This is a genomic window from Pseudovibrio axinellae, from assembly GCF_900110875.1.
Classification (GTDB): domain Bacteria; phylum Pseudomonadota; class Alphaproteobacteria; order Rhizobiales; family Stappiaceae; genus Pseudovibrio; species Pseudovibrio axinellae.
The window spans coordinates 291,398-314,209 of the sequence record NZ_FOFM01000002.1 but is presented as its reverse complement, the minus strand read 5'-3'; the positions used below and the strand labels follow the sequence as shown (position 1 = coordinate 314,209).

Below are 22,812 nucleotides of genomic sequence, written 5' to 3'. Positions count from 1 at the left end.
ATCGTTGAGCCATACCGAATACGATCAGACCCCGTCTTTCATGGCGGGGTTTGTGTTTTGAGGAAGGCGCTTGAACCACTTATAGTTGCAGTTGCAATATGGTAATCTTGATTTAAACAATGTTTGATTTGAGATTTTTATGAGTGCAAGTGATTGGACAGATGAGGAAAATGATCTTCTCGTCGTGGACTATTTTGAAATGCTGAGGCTAGACCTTCGTGGTCAAGCCTTCAATAAAGCCGCTCGTCGACGAGCCTTAACCCTATCAATTTCCCGCTCCGACAAGGCTATCGAGTTTAAGCAGCAAAACGTGAGTGCTGTACTTGAAGGGCTCCAACACCCATGGGTGACCGGCCTTCGACCCGCGAAGAACTATCAGGGCTCTCTTGCTGAGGCCGTGCAGCGGTTTTTGAACCATCAAAATGAGATAAGTTTTGAGGATATTTCTCAGTCCTTCATAGAAATAGATGAAGTATCTGCTGAATATACCCCTCCGGCGCTACCCCAAGCATTGACCATTAAACCAAAAGCGACGGCTTCCTTCACTAGAAGACCTCAAGTTATAGATTATGCTAAGCGAGATGCAAATAACCGCGAGCTTGGGAAGCTTGGTGAAGAATTTATTCTCCAAGCTGAGAAGGAGCGTTTAGATGCTGCAGGTTCTACAACACTTGCTGAAAAGGTGATCTGGGCATCAAAGGAACAGGGCGACGGCCTTGGTTACGATATTTTGTCGTATAGTGAGGATGGCAAGCAGCGCTTTATTGAAGTGAAGACAACGAATGGTGGTTGTGAAACACCATTTTTTATTAGCCAAAACGAAGTGGACTTTGCTGCGGAGGAACCCAATAATTACATCCTCATGCGGGTCTATGATTTCTCTACCAATCCAAAGGTGTTTGAACTGCAGGTGCCACTTGAGGATCATGTTGAGCTGACGCCAACAATCTACAAAGCCTCCTTCAAATAGATTGCAGGACCTTCCTTCCCTAAAACTGATAATGCCGCTCCCACAAAAGTTATGTGACTTCAGTGCTCCAGCCCAAAAGCAGTGCGGGCTGATGTGAGTTTAGTAGCTAATGTTCCTCCCCTGTCATCCCGGACGAGCGAAGCGAAGATCCGGGACCTAGAGCTGCGCTTGATAGTTTTGTTCAGGATTGATGAGCAGGGTGCGACCCAGTGTGTGCCGTTGAAAGCAAGGGCGTGCTGTTGACGCCTTATGGGTCACGGCTCGGGGGCCGGGATGACACTGGTGGGTGGCGTGTTCAGGATCCGTTAGGTTTGCAGGTGGAAGGGTACATCCGCAGAGCATTTCTGGAGGTGCCGTTTCGTTTATCCCGGGCCTGCGGTTTGCTTTGCCCGGGATAACATCTGTATGAAGGAGTTTGGCTTGGTGCCTTGGCCCAGAAGGAAAAAAGACGCTAGTGCGCCTCTTCCCAGTTGGTTGCAGCTTCGGCTTCCACTTTGAGTGGGACGGAGAGCTGGAGGGCTGGTTCTGTTGCTTTTTCCATAGTGCTGACGACGAGTTTTTTCGTGTCTTCAGCTTGCTCTTCTGGCAGTTCGAAGATCAATTCATCGTGCACTTGCAACAGCATTTGTGCGTCTAGACCCGCCGTTTCCAGCACTTCATCCATCCGCACCATGGCACGGCGGATGATATCTGCTGCGGACCCCTGAATTGGGGCGTTGATAGCGGCACGCTCATAGAACTGACGCATATTCGGGTTCTTGGTGTTTACATCAGGGTAATGCGCACGGCGACCGAAGATAGTTTCGACGTAACCGTTTGCATGGACGAACTTTTTGGTTTCTTCCATGTACTCTTTGATGCCGGGGAAGCGTTCAAAGTAGGTTTTGATGTAGTCACCTGCTTCACCACGGGAAATGCTGAGCTGATTTGCCAGTCCGAACGCGGAAATGCCGTAGATGATGCCGAAGTTAATGGCTTTTGCTCGGCGGCGAACGCTTGAATCCATGCCCTCAATCGGAACACCAAACATTTCAGAGGCTGTCATGGCGTGAATGTCGAGACCATCAGCAAACGCCTGTTTGAGCTGCGGAATATCGGCCATGTGAGCGAGCACGCGCAATTCAATCTGGCTGTAATCGGCAGAAATGAGCACTTTGCCCTTTTGTGCGATGAACGCCTGACGGATTTTGCGGCCTTCTGCTGTGCGGATCGGGATGTTCTGAATGTTTGGCTCAGAAGATGACAGACGACCCGTCGTGGTCGCAGCCAGCGAGAAGGAGGTGTGGACGCGGCCAGTTTCCTGATTGATAAAACCGGGCAGGGCATCTGTGTAGGTGGATTTCAGCTTGCTGAGCTGACGCCACTCCACGATCTTGCTCGGCAACTCATGGCCTTGGGCAGCGAGGTCATCCAGCACAGAAGCTGAGGTGGACCATGCGCCGGTCTTAGTTTTTTTACCGCCTGGAAGCCCCATTTTACCAAACAGGATTTCACCAAGCTGTTTAGGTGAGCCAACGTTGAAGATTTCGCCCGCAACGTCATGGATTTCCGCTTCAAGCCGTGCAGCGCCTTGGGCAAAATCACCGGAGAGCAAGGAAAGCATCTGCCGGTCAATGGAGATGCCGCGGCGCTCCATTTTGGCCAAAGTCTCGACCATTGGGCGCTCAAGCCGTTCATAAACAACGCTCATCTGCTCAGCAGCGATGCGTGGTTTGAGAATTTCCCAAAGGCGCAAGGTGACGTCCGCATCTTCAGCCGCATAGGCTGTCGCTTTTTCCAACGGCACCTTATCAAAGCTGATCTGGGACTTTCCTGAACCACACACTTCTTTAAACGGAATCGGCGTGTGGTTGAGCCAGCGCTGGGACAGCTCATCCATGCCATTCCCGCCCACGCCTGCATCCAGCGTGTAAGAGAGCAACATGGTGTCATCAAACGGGGCAACCTCAACACCGTACCGCGCCAGCACGAGCCAGTCGTACTTCATGTTCTGTGCGATTTTGAGGACCGCTGGGTCTTCCAGCATTGGTTTGAGCAGTGCTATGGCGTCCTTGAGCGGGATTTGCCCTTCCAGCAAGCCGCCACCGCCCAGCAAATCACCATCGCCATCGACATGGGCCAGTGGAATGTAGCAGGCTTTGCCGGGGACACTGGAAAGAGAAACACCAACCAGACCAGCTTCCATAGCATTGAGGGCGTCTGTCTCGGTATCCACAGCCACATAGCCAACTTCATAGGCTTGCGCTATCCACTCTTGAAGACGCTCAACGGATGAGATCGTTTCGTATGCGGAACTATCTATCGGGATCGCTGATATTTCTGATGCAATCTTTTCTGCAACAGGTCCTGCGGACCACATTTTATCCTCAGGCTGTCCGGATGTATCCTCAGCTTGGGCAGCTGGTTTTACCGGGCTTTCCCACCCTTCAACCGTGACTTCAATTGGTTCAATGTTCTCCAGAACAGCACCGGTGATGTCCGCAACTTTTTTGGTGAGGCTTGTTAAGCCCATCGCCTTGAGGAAGCCAACAGCCTGCGGTCCATCGACATCACAGACAGAAAAATTCTCCACCGGGGTTTCCACCGGCACATTTTCTTCCAGCTGCACGAGGCGCTTGGAAACGCGGGCTTGATCAGCGAACTCGATCAGGTTTTCGCGACGCTTCTTTTGCTTGATGGTACCAGCCTGCTCCAGCAGAGCTTCCAGATCACCAAACTCGTTGATCAGCAACGCAGCGGTTTTCAGGCCGATGCCAGGAACGCCAGGAACGTTATCAACGCTATCACCTGCAAGGGACTGCACTTCGACGACTTTTTCCGGCCCAACGCCGAACTTTTCAAAAACCTCTGGTTTGCCAATAACCTTGTTCTTCATGGTATCAACCATGCCGATTTTGTCGGTTACGAGCTGCATCAGGTCTTTATCACCGGAAACGATGGTCACCCGGGCGCCTTGCGCCGCGGCTTGACGTGCGTAGGTCGCGATCAAATCATCGGCCTCATAGCCCTGCTGCTCAATGGCAGGAACGCCAAAGGCGCGTGTCGCCTGACGGATCAAGCCAAACTGTGGGCGCAAATCTTCTGGCGGCGGCGGACGGTGAGCTTTGTATTCAGGGTAGAAATCATTTCGGAATGTTTTGCCGGACTTATCAAAAATCACGGCAAAGTGGGTAGGCTCATCCCCTTTTTCTTTGGTGGGGCCTTCCTGCATCATCTTCCAGAGCATGTTGCAAAAGCCGGAAACCGCACCGATGGGCAACCCATCGGGTTTACGGGTGAGCGGGGGCAGCGCGTGATACGCGCGGAAAATGAAGGTAGAGCCATCGATCAGGATAAGGTGATCGTTCTCTGTGAGAGCCTGGGCAAGGGAATGTGTCGACATGGGCTGGATCATGCCCGTCAATCACTCTCAAGGAAAGAGCAATTAACCCTTTTTCAATGATGTTTTAGCAATCGCAACCGCCTTACGGCGTCTCACTGGGTTTTACAGTAGGTTTCGGCTCTTCATAAGGCATAAAACCAGACTGATTGTTGCGTATGACCGGTTTGAATTTACCTTCAGGGCAGATGAAGATCAGCTCATTTTGAATGCGAACCTGATCACAGTCTTCACTAAGCTCATAAACAAAACCACCACCGTCAGCGCTATAATAATAATCATTGGTTGCCGGTTCTTTTCCAACCTCAACATTGGGCGCGCCCAACACGGATTTGTTGCATAGGTCTCGTATTTTCTCTCTGTACTGCGAACTGCCAAGGTCTTCAACACCTTCACGCTTCATGTGCTCTTCTTCGCAGGCTGCAACAGCTGCGGGGGTGGCTTTTTTTGGCGGCACCGGCACCTCCTGTGCAAACGCGACAAGTGCGCCCGCCCATGAGAATATTGATATTACCATCAAGTAGTTGAGCGTTTGTAGGACAGGTCTTTTTGCGGTGGAGTAACTCATTCTACACTCCGGTGGTTTGTTGCCCCCCGAAAGGGAGGGAGACTAAATTGTTCTGCGTCCTCTGGAGGATGAAATTCAAAGTCTTTACTCTCATACTGAGGATCCAGGTCCCAGCCTCGGTAAGAAAGGTGCGTTTGAGGTAGCCCCTTAATTTTGTTGTAAGTAATGATCAGATACCCGGGCAGGCCGGTGTCTTCATACACCCAGAGTTGCCAATCCAGCAGATCACTGAAAAAGGCGAGGTGATGTGCGTTGCCCATTGGTAAGACCTCGCGCCCAACATAGATTGCCCGAGTGGTAATATCTTCGACCACCCGGTCCAGCTTCGGGTTTACCAAGGCAATTCCCGGCAGGGTTAACTGGAAGTCATTTTGCAATACCGTTATGAAATCTGAAGCTGTCCCCCTAAAATCACCCTGCGTGTAGATATTCCGGGTTTTGTCGAAATAGGTGATGATGCCATCATCTAGATAGATTTCGCTGAGGCCGTCCGGGCGCGGGAGGTCAATTTTCAAGTCCCCCGGACCGAAGATACGGACGGTATACTCAAAAACAAAATTCAGAGGCACCAGGTCCTTAAATATACGCTCCTCGCTCGCGTAGACCGTGAATTGCATTGCTCCAATGTTTTTGAACTTCTCCAAGACCTGGTTGAGTATTTGCTTTGCCTTGTCCGGCTCTTCGGCCGTCGCCGGAATTGGGCGCAGATCCAGCCATCCGACAAAGGACAGAACAACAAGAAACAGCAGAACCTTGAGTGACCGGAGCTTCATGAGTGGGTATTCCCTGGCCTGGCTTCGTGTTTTTTAAGGTACATGCACCAAAGCAGTTTGTGCCTGTTGCGAGTATTCCTCCGAAAACTGATGCTCACTCTTCGGGGATGTTCTGTTAGCCTATGCAAAGACTTGAAAGACCCTCTGAACTCAACCACTAAAATTAGCGATTGCCGAGGGCAGGCTGCAGATACAGGCCTTCGCCTGCATTTCTTCGGACTAATGCGAAGACTGGAGACCTATAAAATCATGCGGTTGAGATTACGCCGGTTTTTGCGATCGGTTTATCTGCCACGTAAGCCCAGGCTGGCCGTGAAAACAGAAACTGGCCATAGCCCCAACGGTTGATCATCCCAAAAAGGATTATGGGGGCAACGGTGGCTGTACAGGTAATGATGAGCGACATCAGACCTGCGTACTGAGCATTTCCAAAGGCCAAAAGGAACATGCGAGTCACCACCATGGGGAAAAAGAAGGACAGATAAATCACGATAGAGTTTTGGCCCATGTAGCGCAGCAGGCTCAACGCCTTCACTTTGGACAGCAATGCTGATGCAACGATCACGGCCAGTGCACCCACACTGCCCAGAGCAAGCGAGGCAAACGGAAGGTCGGCATATCCGTAGCCAACAAAAAGACCATTTACAGCGCACCAGAGCGCCAAAAACATCATCCCTTTCACGGTGTTGTCTCGCACCCAATCTGCAATAACGAAGAGCTTTTGCGCGAACACATACCCGGCAAAGAAAAATACGAAACGTGATGCAGTTTCATCAATCAAGACCGACCCGGTATGCACTTGGCTTATCTGAAGCACTGCGGCCACGAGTAAGGTTGCCTGCCATGGCAGCTTTAAAGCGTGCAGCACTTTACTGATTACGAAGAAGACAGGCAGAACATAAATGAACCAAAGGGTTCCGAAGGGCTGCACGAAGGCGAGAAGGTAGTCAGAAAGGGCGCCGTCCCAACCTGCTTGCGCTGCAAAGGATGGAGCTTTCACGGTAAACTGAATGGTCAGCCAAAGAATATAGAAGTAGAAGAAATGGACAAGTTTGCGATCGAGATACAGGCGCCAGTCTCGATCAATGGTCAACGCCAAAAACAAACCTGAAATCATGAAGAAGTCTGGCATACGGAAGGGTTTAGCGAAGGCGACAACTGCACCCATAAAGCCCGTCTCGCCGATTGCCTCACCAACCCCGAGCGTAGAATGCATCATGACTACGAGAAAAATGCAAAAACCTTTCGCGTAATCTACCCAATCCACGCGATCGGAAGTTTGGTGCGCTACCATTCACTATCGCCCGCCATTATATCCGTTGATTTTACAATTATAGGGTTAATTCAAAGCGATTGCTACTAGTGATAATTAAAATTTTAATTATTTTCTATCAGCGATAGCGTTCACCTCAAACGCTGATAGAAAATGGCGCAAGAATGATGAGGACTCAATCGCCACTGGTTACAGACAAGTAGCTTTCATCATCGCCGTTTGTCATCATCAGAGGTCCACGGGCTGATCTGCTCAGGGTCATTAGAGCGAGGGTGAGTTGGGTCATCCTCTTCACCATGACGTGATGAACTCCACTCATCTTCATTAAGGTCCACAGTACCGTCCTGGCGACGGTAGCCGGGGTTAACGTTGATGTTTTGTACCTTCACATGACGTGCCAAATACGAGCCAATCACCTCACGCAGCGGAGGGATAAACAGCAAAAGCCCGATCGCATCGGTAAAGAAGCCTGGAATCAGCAGCATTAGCCCTGCAAAGACGATCATAGCGGCGTGCATCATCTCATGGCTTGGCACTCTGCCTGCATCCATTTCTGCACGCATGCGCATTAGGAGCGAGAGACCTTGCTGGCGCAACATAAATGTACCGGCTGCGGCGGACGCGACGGTAAGCAAAATTGTTGGAATTGCCCCGATGATACTACCAACTTCAATAAAGAGGTAGATCTCTATGGTTGGCAAAAGAATGAAGCAGGCTAAAATGATAAGTCCGAGAGGCATGGCGTCCGCGTTTGTCCAGGTCAATTTTTGTTTCTTGATCACCTCTTGTGAAGTGATCTTTCATATAGTGGGTTGTCTTTGCTGAATTGCAATGACTGCTTTGAGCTTATACTTGCGTGGTAAAACCTTAAAAAGGCGTTGGGATGACCACGAAATAGCTGGATGTTGCTGATAGAAACCTTAAATTAGTGACAGAGCCTGTAAAAATGCGCTAGAGCTGCTTATCTAGATATCTAAGCATTTGATCATCGGCTCTTGGCAGCCAACGAGTAAAGGACCGGTCGGTACTCGGAATGAACGAAATATTCGACGTCTACAACATCATTTTCCTGATTGCGGCAGTTGTTATTTTTCTGCGCTTGCGTTCCGTGTTGGGCAATCGCACCGGTAACGAGCGTCAGTCTTATGACCCGTATTCTGCCTCACAAAAACAGGATTCAAAGAAACCTCAGGCACCTGAGAATGACGACAACGTCATTCCGCTCCCTGGTAGTGAACATGCTCACCATGACCCTGAGCGCTCAGAGCGTGAAGCACGCGAAGAGATCGAGGCTGAAATCGACAAGGTCGCGAAAAAGGGCACTGACCTGAATCACGGCCTTCGTGAAATCTGGAAAGCTGAACCATCGTTTAATCCAAGCGAGTTCACTCAGGGTGCGCGAAGCGCTTATGAGATCATCCTCATGTCCTTTGCGCAAGGTGACCGCCACACACTTCAAGAGCTGCTTTCACCGGATGTTTTCTCCGGGTTCTCAGGTGCGATTGATGATCGTGAAAGCCGGAACGAACGCGTTGAATCCACTTTTGTGGGTATAGACAAAGCAGACATCGTTGAAGCGATCTTCAATGAAAAGGATGATCTGGCAGAGGTAACTGTTCGCTTCAAGAGTCAGTTGATTACGGCAACACGCGACTCTGAAAACCGCATCGTGGATGGAGATCCAACTGCTGTAAGCGATCTGACCGACATTTGGACATTTGCTCGTGTAACCACTGCAAATGACCCTAACTGGAAGCTGGTTGCAACTGAGTCTGCATGACGTTTTCTTTCTCTCGCGATGCAATGAGTTTCTTTATAGCGCTCTGCATCGCGACAGGGATATGTTCTGCTGCGACAGCTGGGAAAGCCCTCTCAAAAGATCGTCGGTCCATGCAAAGCGTGAAGCTCTCCGAGCCATTTGATCCAAACAAAATTGATGGATGGGCTGCAGATGATCATTCTGCGGCCCTTTCCGCATTCGTGGCTCACTGCAAGGAAAGTGGCGCTCAAACCCAGAAAACAAAGGCCTCTGGCGTCGCAGATGCACATTTACGCATGATTTGCGCCAAGGCACTCAAAAGCCCAGCAGTCCATGCAAAAAGTTTTTTGGAACAGAACTTTACGTTTCATCACGTGATAGATGATGGGTTTGTTACCGGCTATTACATGCCAGAGTTAGCTGGCTCGCTCATCCGCACGGGAGAGTATACTACCCCACTTCACCGCTACCCCGACAACCTCAAGGTCATGCCGACACGCGGGGAAGTGATGGATGGTGCGTTGGACGGTATGGGCCTTGAAATTCTTTGGGTGAAAGACCCGGTCGATGCATTCTTTACAGCCATCCAAGGCTCTGCGCGCGTTCGCCTGCCAAATGGTGAGTTACGCCGCCTTGCATTTGCAGGAAAATCGGGCCACGACTATTCAGCGATTGGGCGGCTGCTTATAGCACGGGGTGCAATTTCCACGGAAAACATGGGAATGGATGCACTGCGCACCTGGTTATCCAACAACCCATCCCAGCGCGACGATGTCTTTCGGCACAATAAATCCTACATCTTCTTCGAGCTACAATCCCCGCAAACCTCCGAGGTTACAGCCGTCGGAGGCGCCGGAACAGGATTGACTGACCTTCGATCACTCGCAATTGATGATGATCTGCACACATATGGCAGTTTAATTTTCGTCTCCAGTGATTTAAGGGGATACGACAAATCTGGAGATCACTTCGCCAGACTTATGGTTGCGCAGGATACTGGATCGGCAATCAAAGGGGCTGCGCGCGGAGATATCTATGTTGGAAGTGGTGCAGAGGCAGGTGCAATTGCCGGGAATATCCGTCACCGTGCGGATTTCTATCTCCTTGTTCCAAAATAATAAATAATTGCGGACGGATCGGATAGATGACGAATGGTGATCGCTCAAAGCGACCCAAATCAAAGCAACTGAGCGAAGCAGACGAGAAGCTGTGGGCCCGTGTTAAAGCAACATTGACACCGCTTCACAAAGACCGTTTGGCCGACTTGCTTGAAGAAACGACCCAATTATCTGAACCGGAACAGGAGCTGACCCACTCTCAAAGAGCCTCTGCGGTTCAGCCCCAGCTCAAGCCACAACTGATTTCACCACTTCGACCAAAGGCACCTCACGGGAAAAAGGCTCGTGGTTTCAATAGCAAAACTGCGCCGGATTACTCCCCGCCAAAACCAGTGGTACCTTCGATTCCACCTCTGAGTCCGCTTAACAAGAAAGAGCGCAAAAAGGTTGTTCGTGGTGGGAAGGGCTACATCGATGCGCGTATCGATCTGCATGGATTGACGCAGTACCAAGCGCACCAACGCCTAACCTCCTTCATTTATCAATCTCAAGCTATTGGATATTCCCTTGTGCTTGTGATTACCGGGAAAGGCATGGATAGCAATAGTAGTCCCTACGGCGATGATCGTGGCGTTCTACGCAGGATGGTTCCGCAATGGCTTTCTCTTCCAGACATGCGCAGCTGTGTGGTAGGCTTCGACCAAGCACATGTTTCGCATGGAGGCAGTGGTGCACTTTATGTTCGCATCCGCAAGCACAAGAAATAAGGCAGGAATTTCAGCAAGATGACGCCTTTTGGAGCCAAGGTAAGAGAGCTGCGCGCTAAGCAGAACATCACTTTGAAAGAAATGGCAGAAGCCCTTTCAGTCTCCTCTGCTTATCTCAGTGCGCTTGAACATGGCAAACGTGGCACCCCAACCTGGTATATGGTTCAGCGTATCATCACGTATTTCAACGTCATTTGGGATGAGGCGGAGGAGCTTCAGCGGCTTGCAGAACTTTCTGACCCCAAGATAACGATCGATACTGGTGGTTTAACGCCAAGGGCGACTGAGCTGACCAATATGCTCGCCGCCAAGATCAATGGATTATCTGAGGAATCGCTTGAGCACCTCATTCACCAATTAAGAGTCGTTAGCTCTCGCGACAATATCTAGTCGAAGCAGACAAAGCTCTATAAGGTCACTGTGCTGACTCTTGAAGTGGACTGCTGATATGACGCCAAAAGAACTCAAAGTGGATCAACTTGTTGACCCTCATTCGCTTCTCAACGAACTCAAAGGGTTGGTTGAAAAGTATGACGGCGATGGCAGCAGCTTCAAATTGCGAAGTGAGGTCCTGACTAAGCTGAAAGATACACATAAGGCAGCGCGCACCCAGGTAGAGGCGCTCCTTATGGATGAAGGGAAAGGGCGCAGGTGTGCCGAGCGACTTTCCTGTATTCAGGACCTGATCATTCAGACGATTTACGAGTTTGCCGTTACCTATGTCTACCCGGTTGAAAACCCAACGAAATCCGAGCGTATTAGTGTCGTGGCCGTTGGAGGTTATGGACGCGGGACCCTTGGGCCGCACTCTGATGTAGACCTGCTGTTCCTGTGGCCCTACAAGCAAACGCCCTGGGGCGATCAGGTCGTTGAGTTCATCCTTTATATGCTGTGGGATATGGGCCTTAAGGTTGGTCACTCAACACGCAACCTTGATGAGACCATGAGGCAGTGCCGCGAAGATATGACGGTGCGCACAGCTGTTCTCGAAGCCCGCTATGTTTGGGGAGATGCAGACTTATTTCAGGAGCTGACCAAGCGCTTTGATAAGGAAATAGTATCGGGCACAGGGTCAGAGTTCATTGCAGCAAAGTTGGCTGAACGTGACGAACGCCATGAACGTCACGGCGCCACGCGTTATCTCGTTGAGCCAAATGTAAAAGAAGGCAAGGGCGGAATGCGCGACCTGAACACGCTGTTTTGGGTCGCAAAGTATTTTTACCGTGCTCCTAACGGGCTGGGCCTCGTTGAGAAGGGTGTTTTTTCCGGGCGTGTGCTGGCTCAGTTCCGCAAAAGCCAGGATTTCCTTTGGGCTGTGCGATGTCACCTTCATTTTCTGACTGACCGGCCCGAAGAACGCTTGAGCTTTGATGTGCAAAAAGAGATTGCTGATCGGCTCGGGTATTTGGACCATCCCGGCATGCGGGCTGTTGAGCGGTTCATGAAGCATTACTTCCTAGTTGCAAAGGACGTGGGCGACCTGACACGCATTTTTGCTGCCGCGCTTGAAGAACAGCACGTTAAGTCGGCACCAAGCATATCCCGTTTCCTTGGAAGCTTTGTTCCCGGCAACAAACACAAGCGCAGGCCAATTAAAGGAACCAAGGATTTCTTTGTTCAAAACGGGCGTATCGTTGCCGCCGACGCAGATGTCTTCGAAAAAGATCCCATCAATCTCATTCGTATCTTTTATCTCATCGACAAAACCAATCTGGATATGCATCCAGAGCTGTTGAAGATGGTTCGACAGTCTCGCCGGTTGATCAAAGCTGAGTTCAGAAAGAATGAACAAGCAAACCGTTTGTTCTTGAAAGTTCTTACCAGCCGGAGTGACCCTGAGACCGTTTTGCGGGCAATGAACGAGTCATCTATCCTTGGTCAGTTCCTGCCTGAGTTCCGCAAAGTTGTCGCGATGATGCAGTTCAACATGTACCATCACTACACGGTTGATGAACATTTGATCCGGTCAGTTGGTGTGCTTTCTGAAATTGAACGGGGAATGGGGGGCGACAGCCACCCCTTGGCAACGGACCTCATCAAATCGGTTCACAGCCGCAAAGTCCTTTATGTTGCAATGCTCTTGCATGATGTGGCGAAAGGTAGGCCAGAAGATCATTCAATCGCTGGCGCTAAGATTGCGCGCAAGGTTTGCCCCCGTCTTGGATTGTCTCCTGCGGAAACCGACACCGTTGCATGGCTCATAGAGCAGCATCTAGAAATGAGCACCGTCGCCCAATCACGTGATTTGAGTGACCCAAAGACCATCAAGGATTTCTGCCGCAAAGTGCAAAGCCTTGAGCGATTGCAGTTGCTTCTTATCCTCACCGTTGCAGATATCCGCGCTGTTGGGCCGGGTGTTTTCAATGGCTGGAAGGGCCAGTTGCTGCGCACGCTTTACTATGAGAGTGAAACCATTCTCAGTGGTGGCCATGGGCGCATGAGCCAACAGCAGCATGTTGATTTTGCGAAGCGAGAGCTTGCAGAGCAGCTGGTGAGCTGGCGAGATGATGAGCTGGACAGTTATCTGGACAGGCACTACCCCGCCTATTGGCTTCGCGTTGACCTGAAGAGCAAAATCAATCACGCAAACCTCATTCGTATGACGGACGCAGAAGAAGAACATCTTGCAACTTCGGTTGAGCCTCATGCGTTTGAAGGTGTTACAGAAATTACTGTTCTTGCGCCGGATCACCCACGCCTGCTTTCGACGATTGCGCGGGCCTGCTTTGCAGCAGGTGCCAACATTGTAGATGCGCACATCGACACCACTAAGGACGGCTTGGCGCTTGATACAATCTACATCAGCCGGGAGCTGCCAGCGGATGCAGATGAGCAACGGCGCGGCGAACGGATCAGTAGCTTGATCAAGGAGGCACTCCGCGGAACCTCACCGATACCTGAGGTGAAAGCGGCAGCTAAAAAACGCAAGGCGCGAACTAGGGCTTTTACGTTACAAACAACTGTTCTTGTTAGTAATTCCTGGTCGGAAAGTTATACGGTCCTTGAAGTAACTGGCCTTGATCGCCCTGGATTACTGTCTGATCTGACGACAGAAATCTCTGCGTTGAACCTGAACATTGCCAGTGCGCATGTAGGAACGTTTGGTGAAAAGGCTGTTGACGTTTTCTATATAACGGATCTAACGGGGCAAAAGGTTCACAATGTCGGGCGGCAGGATTCCATTAGAGATAGATTAAAAAACGCCTTTGACGGTAAAAAACCACAAAAAGCACCTATGAGCTCGCGTCGTAGAGCTTAAAACTTGCAGGTAGTTGATTTTTTATGAGCCTTTTCAGAAGCTTCGCCACGGTTGGTGGCGCCACAATGCTAAGCCGCCTCTGTGGTTTTGGGCGCGATGTTATGCTGGCTGCCTTCGTCGGGACCGGGCCTGTAGCAGATGCGTTCGTGGTTGCATTCCGTTTGCCTAACCTGTTTCGGCGGTTGTTTGCCGAAGGCGCATTCAACTCCGCTTTCGTCCCCTTGTTTGCACGCTCCGTCGAAGAAGACGGCGAGAAGGGGGCTCGGAAATTTGCTGGTGAAATCGCAGCCGGTTTGTTCTGGACTCTGATTGTTATCCTTGCACTTGCAGAAGTTTTCATGCCGCTTCTCGTACACTTGCTTGCGCCAGGCTATTATTCCGACCCAGCAAAGTTTGACCTCACTGTTTTAATGTCACGCATTGCGTTTCCCTATCTCCTGTTCATGTCGATGCTGGCATTCGTCAGCGGAATATTAAATACGTTTCAGCGTTTTCTCGCCGCTGCGTTGGCGCCTGTAATGCTCAATGTGGTCATGATAGCGGTTCTGGCTGCGATTGGGATTTATGGAATGGAGCCCGATCAAACCACTGGTGTTCTGCTGGTGAGCGGAGTGGCAGTTGCTGGTGTTGTTCAGCTTGGCGTTGTTGCGATTGGGTTAAAGCGGCTTGGGTTCAGCGTGCCTATTATGCGCCCGCGATGGACCCCTAGTGTTAAGCGCCTGCTTGTTCTCGGAGTGCCTGGGGTCATTGCTGGTGGCATTACGCAAATCAACATTACCGTTGGCACCATCATTGCTTCGCTAGAAAGCAGTGCAAATTCATACCTTTATTATGCAGACCGGATTTACCAGCTTCCACTTGGTGTTGTTGGTATTGCAATCGGCGTTGTGCTTTTACCAAGCTTGACGCGCCAACTTCGCTCCGGTCAGGAAGCGCAGGTTTATCACAGCCAAAACCGGGCCATGGAGTTTGCCTTGGCGCTGACATTGCCAGCTGCGGTTGCGCTTGTGATTATCCCAGACACTGTGATTGCTGTTCTTTTTCAGCGTGGTCAGTTTTCTGATGCTGCGGTTGAACAGACCGCTTTAGCACTAATGGCGTTTGCCTTTGGCTTGCCAGCATTTGTGGTAAACAAGGTTCTATCTCCGGGCTTTTTTGCTCGGGAAGACACCAAAACACCGATGTATTTTGCGGGCGTTGCAATGATGGTGAACGTTACGCTCTCTATCTTGCTATTTCCGGCCTATAAACATGTTGGTATTGCAATTGGCACAACGGCTGCGGGCTGGGTCAACACCTCGCTTTTGGCATTTGTGCTATGGCGGAGAGGGCACTTTGTGGTCGATACCGCATTGCTAAAGAGAATTCCGCTTTTAGGTCTTGCGAGCGCGCTGATGGGCGTGGTCGTTTACGGTGGCACTCTTGTTTTGGAGCCCTTATCGACCTCTCACTTCTTTATCGTGCGGGCCAGCGAACTTGTCTTGCTCGTTCTTATCGGTTTGATTTCCTTTGGAATTCTAGTTCAGTTGACTGGCACCGTGGATTTTCGCGCACAGATACAGAAATTGCGGCGATAAAAGCCAAGCTAATCAGGAATCCTCTTGCGCTCCCTAAAAAGCGCCGTCATAACCACCAAGCTTAATCTGCGCGAGCTGATCTAGTTTGTTTGTCACCCATTCAAGCTATGCGCGCGCAACCCATTGGCCCTTCCAACAGGCCCCAGCCTAGGGATATATTATTATGACGGCGTTTCAGCCTCGCGTTTTTTCCGGTGTTCAACCAACCGGAAACCTCCACCTTGGTAACTACCTCGGTGCTATTGTCCGCTTTGTTCCGCTTCAGGACCAGATGCCGACTATCTTCTCCATCGTTGACATGCATGCAATCACTGTTTGGCAGGACCCTGCCGAGCTGATGAAGCAGACCCGTGAAGTCACAGCTGCTTACCTTGCTGCCGGTGTTGATCCGAAGAAGTCGATCATTTTCAACCAAAGCCAGGTGAAAGAACATGCTGAACTTGCATGGATTTTCAACTGTGTGGCTCGTATGGGCTGGCTGAAGCGTATGACACAGTTTAAGGACAAGGCAGGAAAGCACGCGGAAAATGCTTCTGTCGGGCTGTTCGCTTACCCTAACCTGATGGCTGCGGACATTCTGGCGTACCGTGCAACCCATGTTCCGGTTGGCGATGACCAGAAGCAGCACCTTGAGCTCACGCGCGATATTGCGCAGAAGTTTAACAACGACTTTGCCGATCGTATTAAAGAGCTAGGCCTTGGTGTTCCAAACCCAGAGCCAACTCACGAAGCACCTGACGAGATCTACTTCCCAGTTACAGAGCCAATGATTACCGGTCCTGCGACCCGCATCATGAGCTTGCGTGATGGCAACAAGAAGATGTCAAAGTCTGATCCTTCTGATCTTTCCCGCATTAACCTGACCGATGATCAGGATACAATTGCAAAGAAAATCAAAAAGGCAAAGACAGACCCGGAAGCCTTGCCGAGTGAAGTTGATGGCCTTGAAGGGCGCGCGGAAGCTGACAACCTTGTTCGTATCTATGCAGCTCTTGCTAATCGTACCAAAGCGGACGTTTTGACTGAGTTTGGTGGACAGCAGTTCTCTGCCTTCAAACCAGCGCTTTCTGAGCTGGCCGTTGAAAAGCTGGCGCCGATGACCGACGAGATGCGTCGTATCATGGATGATACAGCAAGTGTTGATGCTGTTCTTCGCGATGGTGCAGAGCGCGCTGCTGCGATTGCTGAGCCAGTGCTGCATGATGTTCGCCGCATCGTGGGCTTTCTTGAAAGCCGCCGCAGCTCATAGTCAGTGCAAACCACTTTAGAAAGAGCCGCGGATCATCTGCGGCTTTTTCTGTTTTACGTACCTCTTCAAACTTCTGTTTGCACCGAAGGTAAGATCAAAAAAGGCAATAGATTGCTTGACGTAATGGTTAAATGGTGGCCTTAGGAGTCTATATCGCTGGATATTCTCTGGAGCACTTGGCTATTTCTCAGAAAATTGGCCCGAAACATGCTCTATTTGCACTGTGTTTATTGACAGAGGGCTAGTTGCACCCCTACATCCTTGCTGATTGATAGGTCGGGTACGCCCCAATACATCAGATGGTCGGATTAATGATTGAAACTCGTATTGATCGACAGTTCTCTAAGCTCAAGGCTGAAGGACGTCCTGCGCTCGTAACCTTTATTACGGCAGGAGACCCTGACCTCGCCGCTTCACAGGCAATTTTGGATGCACTTCCAGAAGCCGGAAGTGATGTTATTGAGCTTGGTATGCCGTTTTCCGACCCTATGGCGGAAGGCGTTCCGATCCAGCTGGCGACCCAGCGATCTTTGGCTCATGGCCATACGATGGACAAAACGCTTCAGATGGTGCGTGATTTCCGCAAAAAGGACGATGAAACACCAATCGTTCTGATGGGCTATTACAACCCGATTTATGTGCGCGGTAGCGCTGCGTTTGTGAAAGAAGCACGAGAAGCTGGCGTTGATGGTCTTATTGTTGTTGATGTGCCTGCCGAGGCAGATGATGAACTCTGCATTCCGGCAATTGAAGGCGGCGTAAACTTTATCCGCCTGACAGCCCCAACAACTGACGATAAACGTCTGCCAACTGTCCTGAAGAATACTTCAGGCTTCGTTTACTACGTTTCAGTTACTGGCGTTACTGGCGCAGCTGCTGCGGATTCAGAAAGTGTCTCCAAAGCAGTTAAGCTTATCAAGTCTCACAGTGACCTTCCGGTTGCTGTTGGGTTTGGCATTAAAACCGCAGAACAAGCTGAAGAAATTGGCAAATATGCCGATGGCGTTGTGGTTGGGTCTATCCTTGTCGAGGCTATTCGCAAGAGCCTTGATGAGAATGGTAAGGCCACAAATCAGACACAAGCTGCTGTTACCGATCTTGTGAGCTCACTACGTGTGGGTGTAGAAAAAGCTCGGAAATAAGTATTGCTTTACGTATGATCACTTTAATGGTCATTAAAAACTGAAATCAGAATTAGAGACAGGCGGCTGCCGTGAACTGGATTAACAACGTCGTTCGGCCGAAAATCCGCAGCTTTCTTGAAAAGCGCGAAGTACCGGAAAACCTTTGGATCAAATGCCCCGAATCCGGCGAGATGGTCTTCCATCGCGACTTGGAGGCAAACCAGTGGGTGGTGCCGAACTCAAATTTTCATATGCGCCTCTCCAGCAAGAAGCGCCTGGAGTACTTTTTCGATAACGGTGATTTCACCAAGATCGAGACTCCTGAAGTTGCTATGGATCCGCTGAAATTCCGCGATCAACGCAAATATGTTGATCGTCTGAAAGACGCTAAAGCCAAGACCGAAATGGACGACTCTGTGATTGTCGCCAACGGTAAGGTCAATGGCTACGACATGACCACCGCTGTACAAGACTTCGCCTTCATGGGCGGATCACTTGGTATGGCGGCTGGTGAAGCAATCATTCGCGGCATGGAACATGCTGTTGAAAACAAAACACCTTTTGTGATGTTCGCTGCTTCTGGCGGTGCTCGTATGCAGGAAGGTATTTTGTCGCTCATGCAGCTGCCACGCACAACTGTAACCGTACAGATGCTGCGCGAAGCGGGCCTTCCATACATCGTGGTTTTGACAAACCCGACCACTGGTGGTGTGACGGCATCCTACGCGATGCTTGGTGATGTGCAGATTGCTGAACCAAATGCTCTCATCGGCTTTGCCGGGCAGCGTGTGATCGAGCAGACCATCCGCGAGAAGCTCCCTCCGGGGTTCCAGCGTTCTGAGTATCTGCGTGATCACGGGATGGTCGATATGGTTGTGCATCGTCATGACCTGAAAGAAACCATTTCCAACCTGTGTAACCTTTTGATGAAGCGCGAAGCGCAGCTGCCAACGCTGGAAGAAAAACCAGCGGCACCAGAAGACAGCACCGAGGTTTCTGCAACATCCTAAGCCATTAAGCTTGAGGACTTGCACGTTAAATTTTAAGTCCGGCATACCGTGCCGGGCTTTTTCTTTATCCAGATGCCCAGCACGATTTGAAAGCGGATACCCAATGAACAAAGTCAATGCCGCCCTTGATCGCTTGATGAAACTTCATCCTGACGAGATTGATTTGTCTCTTGATCGCATGAAGCGGGTTCTGGCGGCACTCGGGAGCCCTGAGAAGTGCGTTCCGCCTGTTTTCCATATCGCCGGCACCAATGGCAAGGGGTCGACTGGAGCCTCAGTCAGAGCGCTTTTGGAAGCGCAGGGAAAGGCTGTTCATGTGTATTCCTCTCCCCATCTTGTGCGTTTCAACGAGCGCGTTAGGCTGGGTAATACTGGCGGGTTTGTGGATGACGCGCCATTGCTTGCTGCAATTGAGCGGGTAGAGGCTGCCAATGACGGCCATGAGCTAACCTTTTTTGAGGCAACGACAGCAGTTGCTTTTTGTTTGTTCGCTGACAGTCCTGCAGACTTTCTCGTGCTGGAAGTTGGCCTTGGCGGTGTTTTAGATGCCACCAATGTCATCGACGAACCGCTGGTCAGCGTCATCACTCCCATCTCCAAAGACCATGAGAACTTCCTTGGTGATGACCTTGAGGGCATTGCTCTTGAAAAGGCCGGAATTATCAAGCCGGGGCGTCCTGTCGTTGTCGGCACGCAGATCGATGCTCTAAGGGGTGTGATTGAGAGGCAAGCGGCGCAAAAACGGGCGCCCATCTCAATCCAGGGACAGGAGTTTTCCGCTTGGGAAGAGGGCGGGCGGCTTGTCTATCAGGATGAATCTGGCCTCATGGATCTGGCACCGCCGAAGCTTGCCGGGTTCCATCAAATCGCAAACTCAGGGCTTGCGCTGGCTGCCTTGCGGGCGGCGGGACTGCTTGAAAGCGAAGCGGCGCGCTCTGCCTGCGACAAGGCCCTACGCTCCATAAACTGGCCAGCTCGCATGCAACCGCTATATGAGGGCGCATTGCTGGACCAGCTTCCCGCTCAAAGTGAGGTTTGGGTTGATGGCGGGCATAATCCGGGCGCGGCAAAAGTGATTGCCTCTTTCCTTGCGGATTTGACCGACAAAGCATCGCGCCCGACCTATCTGGTCATGGGCATGATGACGACCAAGGATCCAAAGGGCTTTTTCCAGCAGTTCGAAGGACTGGCAAAGCATGTGCTGTGCGTTCCCCTTTCAACCTCCAGCGCGGGTCGCTCTCCGGTTGAGCTGGCTGAAATTGCGCGAGAAGCGGGACTATCAGCCTCAGCGCACGACGCAATCGATGACGCCATCTTGGAAGTTGTGCAGCGTTCTACGGAAGAGGGAGAGGCACCTCGGGTTCTGTTTGGTGGCTCTTTGTATTTAGCTGGCGAAGTTTTGGATAAGAACGGCACACCTCCGCAGTGATCCTTGATCGTTTCAGACTCGAAACGATCATGACACAAAAAAGGGAGGCATCTGCCTCCCTTAAATTCATAGGTATTTGGTTAGGGCTACGCGTCCAAACCTTCAAACAGGGCCGTCGACAGGTAACGCTCTGCGAAGCTTGGGATGATAATGACGATGTTTTTGCCCGCCATCTCGTCACGCTTGCCAACTTCGATTGCAGCTTTCAACGCAGCGCCGGAAGAGATGCCAACCGGAACACCTTCCGTTCTTGCCAGTTCGCGAGACAGAGCAAACGAATCCTCATTTGAAACGGTCACCACTTCATCATAGACCTCAGTATCTAAGATGCCCGGTACGAAACCAGCACCGATGCCCTGAATTTTGTGCGGACCTGGCTGGCCACCTGACAAAATCGGACTGTCAGCAGGCTCTACGGCAACAACATGGAGGTCAGGGTTACGCTTTTTCAGAACCTGTGAGGTGCCAGTGATGGTACCGCCGGTGCCAATGCCGGACACAAACACATCCACGTTGCCATCCGTATCATTCCAGATTTCTTCTGCCGTCGTGGTGCGGTGAATTTCCGGATTGGCTGGGTTTTCAAATTGCTGCGGGATGACTGAATCCGTAACTTCCTGAAGAAGCTCTTCCGCGCGCGCTATGGCGCCTTTCATTCCTTTTGGACCTTCAGTCAATTCAAGCTCAGCGCCCAGAAGCTTCAGCATTTTGCGGCGTTCGATTGACATCGTTTCTGGCATAACCAGGATCAAGCGATAGCCTTTTGCAGCTGCAACAAATGCAAGTGCAATACCGGTGTTCCCTGATGTTGGTTCAATCAAAGTTGTCTTGCCTGGAACGATCTGCCCCGCCGCTTCCATAGCTTCCACCATGGCGACACCGATACGATCCTTAACGCTGGAGATTGGGTTAAAGAACTCAAGCTTGGCAAGCAGGTTAGCTTTTACACCGTGAGCCTTTGCCAAACGGTCCAGACGTACGATTGGTGTATTCCCGATTGTCTCGGTGATGGAAGAGTAAATTTTTCCACGGCCTGGTTTGGAAGTACTCATCGAAATTCCCTCGCAATATTCATTATTTCAGTAAGAGTGCGGCTGAGGCAATACAAAACCTAGCTTCGAACTCTTCAAAATCTGCACTGAAATGTAGGTAGTGTCAGGGGGGTTTTCGAGGTTTCAAAAACCATGGAATTTAGAGCAAATAGAAACGAGTTGCAAATTTACCGAAATATGAAGAAAACTGTTCTACGTGACTCAAGAATTAGCATGCTCTTTTGCAAAAAAGAACTGTTTTCGCCTTAAGCACGCGGATTCTCAAGCGTCTTGAGACTCAAGAGGGCTGGTAACTCTGCCATATGACCAAATGTAACTGCACCTAGTGAACGTGCTTTCTCGATATCTGCATTAACATCTCCGGTGTAATTAAACACGCGCATGCGTGCAGCCAATGCAGCTTTAATTCCGGCGATGCTATCTTCAATCACAGCACACTTTTCTGGCTTATAGCCCATACCTTTGGCTGCATAGAGGAAGATATCTGGCGCAGGTTTACCTCTCTCGCAATCCTGCGCAGAAAACAGCACGTCCTTAAAGGTCTCCCAAAGTCCTGAGGAGCCAAGTGTCACTTCCATTTTTTCATAACGGCCTGAAGAGGCGACACAAAAGGAAACGCCTTCTGCTTTTAGCTGCGTGACGACATCCATAACACCGGGAATTGGGTCTATGCCGGTTTCAAATGCTTTTAGATAGGCTTTTCGCACCTGCGTGGGCCAGTCAGCTGGAAGCGTTTTTCCGCTTAAACGCTCAGCTTCTTCCTTAATGACTTCCATGGCACAGCCGGTAAAGCGATAATAACAATCGAATACAGAATAGTTCAGGCCGATTTCCTTCATGAAACCAGAAAGGATTTTATTCCCTATAGTTTCAGTTTCGACAAGAACACCATCACAATCGAAGATCACCAATTCCGGCCGCATTTCTCTTCCTTATTTTTTAAAATCCAGTAGAGCCAAAGCCGCCAGAACCACGCTCAGTGGTTTCCAACTCCGTTACCTCTTCAATTTGCACTTGGGTGACAGGAGCAACTACCATTTGTGCGATACGCATACCGCGTTCAATCACAAATGCCTCCTCGCCTAAGTTGATGAGGATCACTTTTACTTCGCCACGATAATCCGCATCTACGGTGCCCGGGGTATTGAGTACGGTGACGCCAAACTTAGCTGCCAGACCCGAACGAGGGCGGACCTGCCCCTCGTAGCCAGAGGGCAAAGCGACTGTAAGGCCGGTTGGAACCATCGCACGTTTTCCTGATTTTAACTCAATTGGATCAGCGTTTGCAGCACGTAAATCCATTCCTGCCGCCTCATTAGTTTGGTAGGCGGGCAGTTCTATCCCTTCCGCGTGGGAAAGACGCGTTATTTCTAGTCTCGGTGTCATAAAGAGCCCCATTCATAATCAGCTCACTCTCTAGCAAGGCTTGGCCAAACCTTCCAGTGATGACGACGCATGAATTTACGAAATGGTTTATAATTGGACTGCAAATAGTGAACAGTACTATCAACTTTACTGTATTGGTGGGGTTTCGCTGATGTAATAGACTCAATCTGACAAGAACT

At 50.5% G+C, this 22,812-nt stretch carries 19 protein-coding genes; 11 read left to right on the top strand and 8 right to left on the bottom strand.

Features of this window, described 5'->3' with window-relative positions; translation table 11 throughout:
- Positions 1-184: 184 nt before the first annotated feature.
- Positions 185-970, top strand: coding sequence for a protein NO VEIN domain-containing protein (locus BMZ51_RS06390; RefSeq protein ID WP_161941212.1), 786 nt, complete (start codon positions 185-187; stop codon positions 968-970).
- A 451-nt stretch (positions 971-1,421) separates the two neighbouring features.
- On the opposite strand, the gene polA is transcribed toward BMZ51_RS06390, so the two are convergent.
- The 5 genes from polA to BMZ51_RS06365 form a co-directional block, all read right to left on the bottom strand.
- Positions 1,422-4,364 carry a DNA polymerase I gene (gene polA, locus BMZ51_RS06385; protein WP_068004923.1) on the bottom strand — a complete coding sequence of 981 codons (2,943 nt, stop codon included), beginning with the start codon at positions 4,362-4,364 and terminating at the stop codon, positions 1,422-1,424.
- 70 nt (positions 4,365-4,434) lie between these two features.
- Positions 4,435-4,917: a hypothetical protein gene (locus BMZ51_RS06380; RefSeq protein WP_068004921.1), complete on the bottom strand. Its 483-nt coding sequence runs from the start codon at positions 4,915-4,917 to the stop codon at positions 4,435-4,437.
- Positions 4,914-5,690, bottom strand: coding sequence for a DUF2092 domain-containing protein (locus BMZ51_RS06375; RefSeq protein WP_068004920.1), 777 nt, complete (start codon positions 5,688-5,690; stop codon positions 4,914-4,916). Before BMZ51_RS06375 ends, BMZ51_RS06380 begins: the two co-directional genes overlap by 4 nt.
- Before the next feature lie 247 nt (positions 5,691-5,937).
- Positions 5,938-6,984, bottom strand: coding sequence for an acyltransferase family protein (locus BMZ51_RS06370; RefSeq protein ID WP_068004919.1), 1,047 nt, complete (start codon positions 6,982-6,984; stop codon positions 5,938-5,940).
- A gap of 188 nt (positions 6,985-7,172) precedes the next feature.
- Positions 7,173-7,727, bottom strand: coding sequence for an FxsA family protein (locus tag BMZ51_RS06365; protein WP_244271369.1), 555 nt, complete (start codon positions 7,725-7,727; stop codon positions 7,173-7,175).
- Positions 7,728-7,996: 269 nt separating this feature from the next.
- Between BMZ51_RS06365 and BMZ51_RS06360 the strand changes: the two genes are divergently transcribed.
- From BMZ51_RS06360 to BMZ51_RS06315, 10 genes are all read left to right on the top strand, one after another.
- On the top strand, positions 7,997-8,743 hold the full coding sequence (locus BMZ51_RS06360; RefSeq protein WP_068004917.1) for a Tim44/TimA family putative adaptor protein: 747 nt from the start codon (positions 7,997-7,999) through the stop codon (positions 8,741-8,743).
- Positions 8,740-9,840, top strand: coding sequence for a murein transglycosylase A (gene mltA / locus BMZ51_RS06355; protein ID WP_208979329.1), 1,101 nt, complete (start codon positions 8,740-8,742; stop codon positions 9,838-9,840). The genes BMZ51_RS06360 and mltA overlap by 4 nt, the downstream gene beginning before the upstream one ends.
- Before the next feature lie 26 nt (positions 9,841-9,866).
- Positions 9,867-10,547, top strand: coding sequence for a Smr/MutS family protein (locus BMZ51_RS06350; protein ID WP_068004915.1), 681 nt, complete (start codon positions 9,867-9,869; stop codon positions 10,545-10,547).
- An 18-nt stretch (positions 10,548-10,565) separates the two neighbouring features.
- Entirely contained in the window at positions 10,566-10,937 is a 372-nt protein-coding gene (locus tag BMZ51_RS06345) for a helix-turn-helix domain-containing protein (protein ID WP_068004913.1), read from the top strand.
- Between the two features lie 58 nt (positions 10,938-10,995).
- Positions 10,996-13,806, top strand: a complete 2,811-nt coding sequence (locus tag BMZ51_RS06340) for a [protein-PII] uridylyltransferase (protein WP_068004910.1) — start codon at positions 10,996-10,998, stop codon at positions 13,804-13,806.
- 23 nt (positions 13,807-13,829) lie between these two features.
- Positions 13,830-15,383: a murein biosynthesis integral membrane protein MurJ gene (gene murJ, locus BMZ51_RS06335; protein WP_068004908.1), complete on the top strand. Its 1,554-nt coding sequence runs from the start codon at positions 13,830-13,832 to the stop codon at positions 15,381-15,383.
- 163 nt (positions 15,384-15,546) lie between these two features.
- Complete coding sequence (gene trpS / locus BMZ51_RS06330) at positions 15,547-16,632, top strand: tryptophan--tRNA ligase (RefSeq protein ID WP_068004906.1); 1,086 nt, start codon at positions 15,547-15,549, stop codon at positions 16,630-16,632.
- A gap of 311 nt (positions 16,633-16,943) precedes the next feature.
- Positions 16,944-17,774 carry a tryptophan synthase subunit alpha gene (gene trpA / locus BMZ51_RS06325; protein WP_068004905.1) on the top strand — a complete coding sequence of 277 codons (831 nt, stop codon included), beginning with the start codon at positions 16,944-16,946 and terminating at the stop codon, positions 17,772-17,774.
- A gap of 71 nt (positions 17,775-17,845) precedes the next feature.
- A complete protein-coding gene (gene accD / locus BMZ51_RS06320) occupies positions 17,846-18,766 on the top strand; it encodes an acetyl-CoA carboxylase, carboxyltransferase subunit beta (RefSeq protein ID WP_068004903.1) in 921 nt (306 codons plus the stop codon).
- A 103-nt stretch (positions 18,767-18,869) separates the two neighbouring features.
- Positions 18,870-20,195, top strand: coding sequence for a bifunctional folylpolyglutamate synthase/dihydrofolate synthase (locus BMZ51_RS06315; protein WP_068004902.1), 1,326 nt, complete (start codon positions 18,870-18,872; stop codon positions 20,193-20,195).
- A gap of 86 nt (positions 20,196-20,281) precedes the next feature.
- On the opposite strand, the gene cysK is transcribed toward BMZ51_RS06315, so the two are convergent.
- The 3 genes from cysK to dut all read right to left on the bottom strand — a co-directional run bounded on the left by cysK (position 20,282) and on the right by dut (position 22,633).
- Positions 20,282-21,247: a cysteine synthase A gene (gene cysK, locus BMZ51_RS06310; RefSeq protein WP_068004900.1), complete on the bottom strand. Its 966-nt coding sequence runs from the start codon at positions 21,245-21,247 to the stop codon at positions 20,282-20,284.
- Positions 21,248-21,492: 245 nt separating this feature from the next.
- Complete coding sequence (locus BMZ51_RS06305; protein WP_068004899.1) at positions 21,493-22,170, bottom strand: HAD family hydrolase; 678 nt, start codon at positions 22,168-22,170, stop codon at positions 21,493-21,495.
- A gap of 16 nt (positions 22,171-22,186) precedes the next feature.
- Positions 22,187-22,633 carry a dUTP diphosphatase gene (gene dut / locus BMZ51_RS06300; protein ID WP_420848478.1) on the bottom strand — a complete coding sequence of 149 codons (447 nt, stop codon included), beginning with the start codon at positions 22,631-22,633 and terminating at the stop codon, positions 22,187-22,189.
- Between the last annotated feature and the right edge of the window lie 179 nt (positions 22,634-22,812).